Below are 8,274 nucleotides of genomic sequence, written 5' to 3'. Positions count from 1 at the left end.
GGAAGTTATAAAACAAAGCTATTTGATGGTTTTGGTTTCTCATTTGCTCCTCATTCACTTCTCTTTGTAGAATACGGTCTTTAAGTGATTTATGTACAAAGAGGGCGAAGAGACGCTGCGCTTTCAGAGGAAGGTATAAAACAAGGTTGTTTGGTGGTTTAGGTTACTAATTTACTGCTCATTCACTTCTCTTTGTGTAATAAGCTCCTTCAGTGATTGATTTACCATGAGGATGCAGAGACGCTGCGCTTTTTTAGGAGCAGGGTGCTTTTAAATATAAACTTTTTAATGATGGTAACTACGTTGCGTTTAATTTATTAAATGCCAACCAACATGATTTTACCTTGTGCCATGCCCTCAAGCTGACAACTAAAATCAATTCGCTTTTCAGCAGGCGTTTTATACAGCAAAGTGAGCTTACGAAAAGGCGTGGTAATCACTTTGACCGTTTTGATTTGTAAACTAACGCGTGTTCGTTTGTCTAAAAAGGCAAAAGCCGTTTCCGTTAACGCTTTTTTACATGCGCTTAATGCTGTATTCGTTACAACGCCCGATAATATTGAGTTACTGATATCTTCAGCCGACAAGCTGCTATAGCCACTTGCCATTACGCAGGCAGCATAAATATCAAGTATGGCAATGGCACGCACTTTTTGACTTTTTGGATCCTCATAAACAGCCATGACACAGGGGACTTTAGACTCATCAAATACCTGAGGTTGAATTGTGTTTACGATTAAGGACTGACTTATATGTTTATGAAACAAACGTTCTAATTGCGACAGTTTTGGTAACGCTAAATCACTGTTTAATTCAATTTCATCAGGGATGATTTCGTTATTTTCAATAAGCTGTACTAAAGGCAATAATTTATCGTGTAGTTGCGCGTCTGAGAAAGGCTTTGATAAAACAAAAGATGCACCAAAGCTAATAGCTTCTTCAATTTGAGACTTTTCATCAACAGTGGTCAGCATTGCTACTATTATATTAAGTTGCCTTTGCTTTATTGCACGTAATAACGTAACTCCACACATATCAGGCATATGCCAGTCTGTAAGGACAATATCGGGGTGCCAACTACCAATCAGCGTTAACGCAGATTTAGCATTGCTAGCTTTTTCTATTAATAACTTTCGATAGCCAAATTTTTCCAACCCTCGGCGTACTATTTCGAGTGTTGCTTGGCTGTCATCCACGATAAGTATTTTCACGCATGTTACTTTTTTTTAAATGTTGTTGTTATTATGGCAGATTTTTTTGACAGCGCTAAACTCTAGTAAATAAACACTTAATTTAAGATAATTTAATAATGCCATATGCCGTATTTCCGCCAGAGGTTTATCATTATATTGCTATAAATTTTGGGCTACTTATTTTAGCCGCGTGGTTTTATATTCTTTTACTGATACTCAGAGAGTTTAGGGCTTTTGCATTGAGTATGGTTAAAAGTAACGGCACAATGGATGATGCGACGTTAGCTATGTGCAGAGAGTCTGTTGAAAATGCCATGAGCTATGTTAACGATAATCGAAAAACTATCGCTGAGTTAATCAGTGTACAAATGCTGTTACAACAACAATTAACAGAGGTTACTTCATCAACCAAAGATCATGTTACCGAAAAAGAACAACAGCTAATTGATGATCTCAATAAAAAATTAAAACGCTCGCATCAGTTAATTCGCAAACTTAAAGGGGATCTCGATAAAAGTGTTGAAAAATTAAAAGTGACCCGTCAAAAGCTCTATGCACAATATGATGCAGTGACTGTGCTTCAAGAAGAAAAAGACCAGCTACAAGCAGATTATGAAGCGCTTAAAACCGCAAGCGAAAATAGTGATAAAACATCAAGCGCAGATACATCCTCAACGCCCGATCAAACAAGACTACTTAACACTTTAAACGAATATAAAAGGCAAATTGCAGAGCAAGACCAACTACTACAGCAATTGCAGTTACAAACAGACGGGCCAGAAAGTAGTGAGGAGTTAGACACACTAAAGCAAGAGCTAGAAAAAACTCAGTACGCACTTAAACACCTTACAAAAGAAAAAAAATTCATTGAAGGGCGCTATTTAGAAATGATGAAAAATAGCCAAAAGCCAAGTTAGCCAACGATTTTTTTCAGTCTGAGGCAGTACACGTTATGCCTGTGTTTTCTCATTCACTTCTCTTTGTAGAATAAGACCTTTTAGTGAACGTAAAAAAAGCCATATATTGCCCTGTAGAAGCGATTTCACATTGCGCCAGAGTTAAGCCTAAATAAGTATTTACCACCGAGGACACAGAGTTCACAGAGAAATGCTTAAAAAATATCAATCCACCTCTGTGTAGCGCAAAGCGCCTCGGGATTCTCTGTGGTGCAAAAACTGTTTTTATCAGTAAATGTCTTTTGTAGCAGCGATTTCATATCGCGTATTTATGGGCATTAGCATTTTACTCGCGCCTCGTAGCCCGAAGCCTCCCATCCACTTCTCTTTGTGTAATAAGGTCTTTAAGTGATTTATGCACAAAGAGGGCGAGGAGACGCTGCGCTTTTAGAGGAAGATATAAAACAAAGCTGTTTTTAGCTAGTCACTACCATATAGTGCAACGTTATCTTTGCTGAGTATGTAAGGTGACGATTTATAGTAAACAAAGAACCAGCCTAATATGGCTAATATTAAGCCTAAACCATATTCGCTAAAAATTGGAATATACATTATCAATGTAATTACGACCGCCGAATACAATAAAAATATAGCCCAGAATAATTTTGAGCTGATAAGTTTCAATCTCGTCTTGCAACTGGCACATTTAAAGTAAAATGGGAGTGCAGATAAAGAAAAGCTGAAAACATCTATTTTATGTTCACAGCGAGGACACAGACTCATAAATTTCCTTGTACTTTTAACGCCCCGCTAAAGGGCTGAAAATAGCTTGCTAAAATGTGAAGCGAAGCGGAACCTAACCAACTGTTTTTGTTCTGTTTGAAGTGCTTGTTATGTGTTTACTTTAACTATTACTTACTTGTATTCGACAACCTGTCACACCGCACCACAAGCTACCATTTTCGGTAAAGTAAATATCTTCAGGTAACTCAAATTTACTCAGAATACTTACAACATCAATTGAATGTTTTAATGTACAAAAATAACCTGTTCTATCACAACCCCAACGATAATCAGTTTCTATTACATTACCCATTGCAAGTAGCTCTTCAAGAATAGGTTCTAGATTTTGATATGAGCTTTCACTAGACTTAGGGATACTTTTAATAGCTATTTTCATAAGTAAATTGACACCTTGCTAACACTAACGTTAAGTTAAGCCGTGCGAGCACGGAGTTTGTTTTGTGCAATAATTCGCGAAGCGAAGCACAAAAGAAACGGAGTGATTGCATCGGACTTAAACGCCTTTTATAGATAATAAACCCATAAATTAATTAATACTTTAACCTAGTTCGGATAATGTGAGGCCCAAGCTTTGGCTGCAACCAAAGCCTTTTATACAGTAGTTCGATTGAGCGTAGGCTCCTCTATTGAGAGACCGGTAACAAGTTAGAACGCTGTATAAACTCCAAGCATTAAACTCGGATAGTCAACGGGGCCTCGAGCCCGAATAGCAAGGCAGAGTCAGCTTATTATGAATACAATAAATAATCAAAATGAAATTAACGTCGGTGTCGATACAGGTAAAACACAACTCGATATTTATATCAGGCCTTTAGACATTTACTTTACTGTAGAAAATAATCAAAGTGGTATTAAACACGCCATTCAAATCTTAAAAAAACACCCAGTAACACGCGTTACTATTGAGGCAAGTGGACGTCTTGAACAGCCTTTTATCATAGCCTGCGCTGAGGCGAATATTCCATTCGTTATTGCTAATCCCGTGAACATAAAACGCTTCGTAGGCGGTATCGGCCAAAAAGCAAAAACGGATAAACTTGATGCACAACTTATTGCTCACTTTGGTGAAGCGATTAAACCGCCTTTATCATCTTTAAAGCCAGAGCAAATGCGCTTGATGAGCGATTTACTCTCGAGAAGACGTCAGTTAATGGATATGCAAACGATGGAGAAAAATCGCTCTCAAATAATGCCAAAAACACTATCGTCACTCATAAAATCTATCTTAACTGCACTGAAAAATCAAATAGATAAAATCGATTTAAAACTTCAAAAACTGATTGAAGAATGTGACGAATACAAAGCAAAAAATGCCATTATTCAAAGTGTGCCAGGTGTTGGCAATGTGGTCGCATTTAACTTGCTTAGTGATATGCCTGAGTTAGGTTATGTGAACAACAAAGAGGCCGCTTCTTTAGTGGGTGTAGCCCCATTTAATCGTGAAAGTGGCGTGTATCAAGGTAAGCGAATGATACGTGGCGGCCGACCTAAAATAAGAACTGCCATGTACATGGCGATGATGTCAGCCATTCAGTGCAACTCTAAATTTAAAGACCTTTATCAACGCATGGTTAAAGCAGGAAAGCCTAAAAAGGTAGCCATTATTGCGTGCATACGAAAGCTGGTAGTGATCATAAATTCTATGGTGAGGGATGGTATCATGTGGGATCCTAAAATGGTTTAAAATTAGGAATTGACACCATAGTCACTTGTTAAATGGTCGATTCCAACCTAACTACTTCCGAATAAACTCAACTAAACCTTTCAGTTTATTTTCTAAGTCAAAGATCGAACAGTGTGTTTTATCGAGCTTATCGACTACCGCTTTAGCAATAGGTACTTTTTTGTTCGCATAACTTAAAGCAATGTTACTCAATGAAGATGCATCTAGCTGAGTAGCATCATCAAATTGATAACAATCGGAAATAGCCTTATCGAATGAATCAAATTTTTCGAATATAAAGTCTGAAGCTTGAGTTGATTTTAACGACAGTTTCTTATGGTTATTTCCCTGACCAATTGATTCACGCTTGAAACCTTGGCTAGTTAGAATATCAAAGAATAGATCTGTGCAAATATAATTCTCAATTTCACGGCCTTGCGTAATCCACACTTTGACATAATCATCTAATGTTGAATCTAAACCAGCATTATCAGCATTGGCTGTTCGAAGTCTATCTAACATAGAACTTAGGTATGCTTTAAAATCCTCATCATCTCGGTCTGTTTGCGAAGAACAATCAGAATCGGCAATCAAGCATGCCTTCCTACTGGTGCTAAAAATATTAATTAGATTTTCACCAATATCATCTAGTACTGTGAAAGAGGCTAAGTTTGTACCACCAAAGTATAAGAAGGAGTAGTCTTTTCCTTCTTTCAGTTCTCCGTCAGAATATATATCAATCCATTTTTTTAAGTAAATCCTATCACTAGGCCCTTCAACCCATAAAACAGTATTAGCTTGAAGTATTTGAGAAGCTTTTACGCCCAATGAATCTAATGTTTCATAATACTTGATTATATTGTCATTCGGGGTAATTGAGCTTGCGCCATTGGCCGACTTTAAAGTTCTGTATACAGCCCAGTTTTCATTTAGGCAGTCAATAAGGGATGGTGAATGAGTAGTAATAAAGAATCTATGATTAATTAGTTCTTTCTCAAAAATACTTATAAGTTTAACTACTGCTTCTGGGTGTAAATTGGCTTCTGGTTCTTCGAGAAAGACGTTTAAATTGACTTCCTTGTTAATCCAAAGGTGTGATAGCAACATCACTATTTGAGAGACCCCAGTACCTAACTGATCTAAAGAAAAGGATAGTCCTGATGCAAACTCAAGATTTAAATCCTTATCTACAACTTCAATATTAGTTACTTGCTCAGATAAAATATCAGTTAGCCACTGCTTAATTTGTTTTTTATATCCAGCCCAGTTTGATGGAGTTGCTCTGTCGAGTCTTAACTTATCAAGCTCATCAATAATTTTTGCGCCATCAAAATAGTAGCTTTGCTCGTTATTTGAATTACGCGAGTGATGTCGAATAGGGTCAACAAATACCAATGAATTTAAGAAGCTTCTCCAATAAAATTCATTATCACTAAACCCTGCTACATCGTCAGTCGGGTCTATCCATGTACCTGCTTCCAAATCAGAACAGATTAAATTACTATCATTGAATATCTGTTTACCATTAACCTTCATGTTTAAAACAGATGTATTAGAACTAACGTCATGGTAGCAATCTAGAGTAACTTTATTCTCACTTACCGTATAAGAAATTTTATCATCTTCAGTGAAGATATTATCGTTTGAAAGTAAAATTTCACAGTTAATTCTCTCCTTTCCCCAACCCCATGTTTGGCTTTCATCAAGTTCAGTGGCAACTGAAATCGCAGTTCCAGCAATCAGGTTTTCACTAGCTATACTTTTTAAGTAATTAAAATATTTTGCTAAATTAGATTTACCTGAGTTATTCGGACCTATAATTAGGTTGATTGACTTTAATCCGCTAATATAGACGCCATTTAAATCATATGAGCGCCAACCGCAAAGTCTTATAGAGTCAATCTTCATTTAGATTTGTCCTGCTTATGCCAAGAGTCAACTAAGGCTTTTAATGAATAGGTCTCAGGCTTCCCTTGTTTCCAAGATTTATGATATCTAACGTCATTACTTCTAGGCATTGGGTTAGGCGCCCTAAATTGAACTTTTCTTGGTAAATTAATTGAGTCTCCAGAAACAAATGCCTCACCGTCTCTCAGACTAGGTAAGAAGTCAACTTGACCAGCTAATGTATCTGGCAACAATCTTTTAATCTTGTTTTGGTCTAGATCATTGGTAAGTCGAAGGGTTATATATGTTCCGCATTGAGATAAGACAGTTGTTGAAACATTTGATGGGCGTTGAGTAACAACGGTCAAACCAACACCATACTTCCTCCCTTCTTTTGCAATTCTCTCAACCCGTTCTTTTGCTATATTGAACTTTGAATCGCTATCTTCTGGAATATAAGTGTGAGCCTCTTCTAGTATTAAGTTAAGAGGGATATTTTCAGGGTCTAAATCCCAATATTTAAAGTCGAAACACAATCTTGAAATAACGCCGACACAAACAGCTCTTACTTCTGCTGGTAAGCCACTTAAATCTAATATGTTTAAATATGCTTCAGATTCAGATAAACCTAAAATAAATTCAAAGTATTCGACTATTGATGTTTCATTATCAATTTTTCGATGAAGAAATGAGTAACGAGTGTCATGACGTACAGCTTGAAGCTTAAGAATAATACTCTCATATGGTTTCTTATTAGTAGCATTACTTTGAGAGTCCTTTTCAGCTATTATTTCATCTAAAAGAACATCAATACTGAAAAAAATTGGTGTGTCTGCAGAAACGACTACACCATCAATATTTTGCTTTTCAGCTTCTATTTCTTTTTGTTTCGTTATAAGCCTTTTTATTATGGCTTTCTGATTAGATCCAGGTTCAAGATTATAAACACCAAAGAACTCTTCTAAATCTAAAAACCAGTATGGAAGTGTAAACTCATTCCAAGGAATTGCATTTGTTCTTTTTTTAAAGTCTTCGTTTGGTGCTTTATCGTTATAGCCAAATGCTGAAGGGTATTCATTATGAATATCAAAAAATAATATTCTAGGGCACTCGTAGCTTGATAAAATCGATTGAACTATCGATGCAACGGTGCAACTTTTACCACTACCTGTAGTACCCAATATGGCGGTATGCCGCCCCATTAGCTTATCCAAGTTTAAATACGTTTGATCGTCATCGTTAGAATCAGTAACACAAAAGTGCTCTTTGTCTTCTTCTAGGTCTATGCCGATTAATTGGTTTACTTGGTCACTGCTAAGAAAGTATGTATCACAATTTATTGTGGGAAGTCGTTTGGTGCCTCGATTAAACTTACCGTTGATAGCACAACCCAATATTGAAAGCGTTACTACTTTCCTCTCTTCTCTAACTACTTCAAACCCATCTATCGCTCTTTTTGTTTTCTCTATCTCAGTGATCTGAACCTTGCTTATAGTACAAATTGTATTACCGTGCGCACCGCCACAGTTTACATAAGCACCAACTTCAGCGCAGTGCTTTATGCCTTGAAACTCGCGCTCTAAAACATCTGCATGAAGTATAATTGCGGCACCGTCAACCTCTTTAATTTTACCAAATTTTAAAGCATCTTCTCTTAATGATGTTGTCAATTTATAACTTCCTTATTAGTTAGAGTATTTCGCCACAGTTTGAAACTGAGGTTATGCCAGGCCATTTAGACATAATGACTCCCACACGGTGTTAGCCTCCGCTTTTCGTGGGTTAGCTTAATTCAAAGCCAGAGCCATAATTAGTTTGTCAAATAACTAAA

At 36.8% G+C, this 8,274-nt stretch carries 6 protein-coding genes; 2 read left to right on the top strand and 4 right to left on the bottom strand.

Annotation, left to right across the window (positions count from 1 at the left end; translation table 11 throughout):
• Positions 1-317: 317 nt before the first annotated feature.
• Positions 318-1,211 carry a response regulator gene (locus tag N523_RS0118355; protein WP_028834806.1) on the bottom strand — a complete coding sequence of 298 codons (894 nt, stop codon included), beginning with the start codon at positions 1,209-1,211 and terminating at the stop codon, positions 318-320.
• Positions 1,212-1,309: 98 nt separating this feature from the next.
• Between N523_RS0118355 and N523_RS0118350 the strand changes: the two genes are divergently transcribed.
• Complete coding sequence (locus tag N523_RS0118350) at positions 1,310-2,110, top strand: hypothetical protein (protein WP_028834807.1); 801 nt, start codon at positions 1,310-1,312, stop codon at positions 2,108-2,110.
• Between the two features lie 883 nt (positions 2,111-2,993).
• On the opposite strand, the gene N523_RS19185 is transcribed toward N523_RS0118350, so the two are convergent.
• Complete coding sequence (locus N523_RS19185; protein WP_051440344.1) at positions 2,994-3,269, bottom strand: hypothetical protein; 276 nt, start codon at positions 3,267-3,269, stop codon at positions 2,994-2,996.
• Between the two features lie 354 nt (positions 3,270-3,623).
• Between N523_RS19185 and N523_RS0118335 the strand changes: the two genes are divergently transcribed.
• The gene (locus N523_RS0118335) at positions 3,624-4,577 is read left to right on the top strand and encodes an IS110 family transposase (protein ID WP_028835974.1); all 954 of its coding nucleotides are present in this window, start codon (positions 3,624-3,626) and stop codon (positions 4,575-4,577) included.
• Between the two features lie 51 nt (positions 4,578-4,628).
• Here N523_RS0118335 and N523_RS0118330 read toward each other — a convergent pair whose 3' ends face one another.
• Together N523_RS0118330 and N523_RS0118325 are read right to left on the bottom strand one after the other, a co-directional pair.
• Positions 4,629-6,464 carry an ATP-dependent nuclease gene (locus N523_RS0118330; protein WP_028834809.1) on the bottom strand — a complete coding sequence of 612 codons (1,836 nt, stop codon included), beginning with the start codon at positions 6,462-6,464 and terminating at the stop codon, positions 4,629-4,631.
• Positions 6,461-8,113 (bottom strand): ATP-binding protein, encoded by a 1,653-nt coding sequence (locus tag N523_RS0118325; protein ID WP_028834810.1) that lies wholly within the window; start codon positions 8,111-8,113, stop codon positions 6,461-6,463. The genes N523_RS0118330 and N523_RS0118325 overlap by 4 nt, the downstream gene beginning before the upstream one ends.
• Between the last annotated feature and the right edge of the window lie 161 nt (positions 8,114-8,274).

This window comes from Pseudoalteromonas sp. 23_GOM-1509m, from assembly GCF_000518425.1.
In the GTDB taxonomy this organism is placed as follows: Bacteria; Pseudomonadota; Gammaproteobacteria; order Enterobacterales; family Alteromonadaceae; genus Pseudoalteromonas; species Pseudoalteromonas tetraodonis.
The sequence above is the reverse complement of the archived record's forward strand: the minus strand, read 5'-3'. Positions and strand labels throughout refer to the sequence as shown.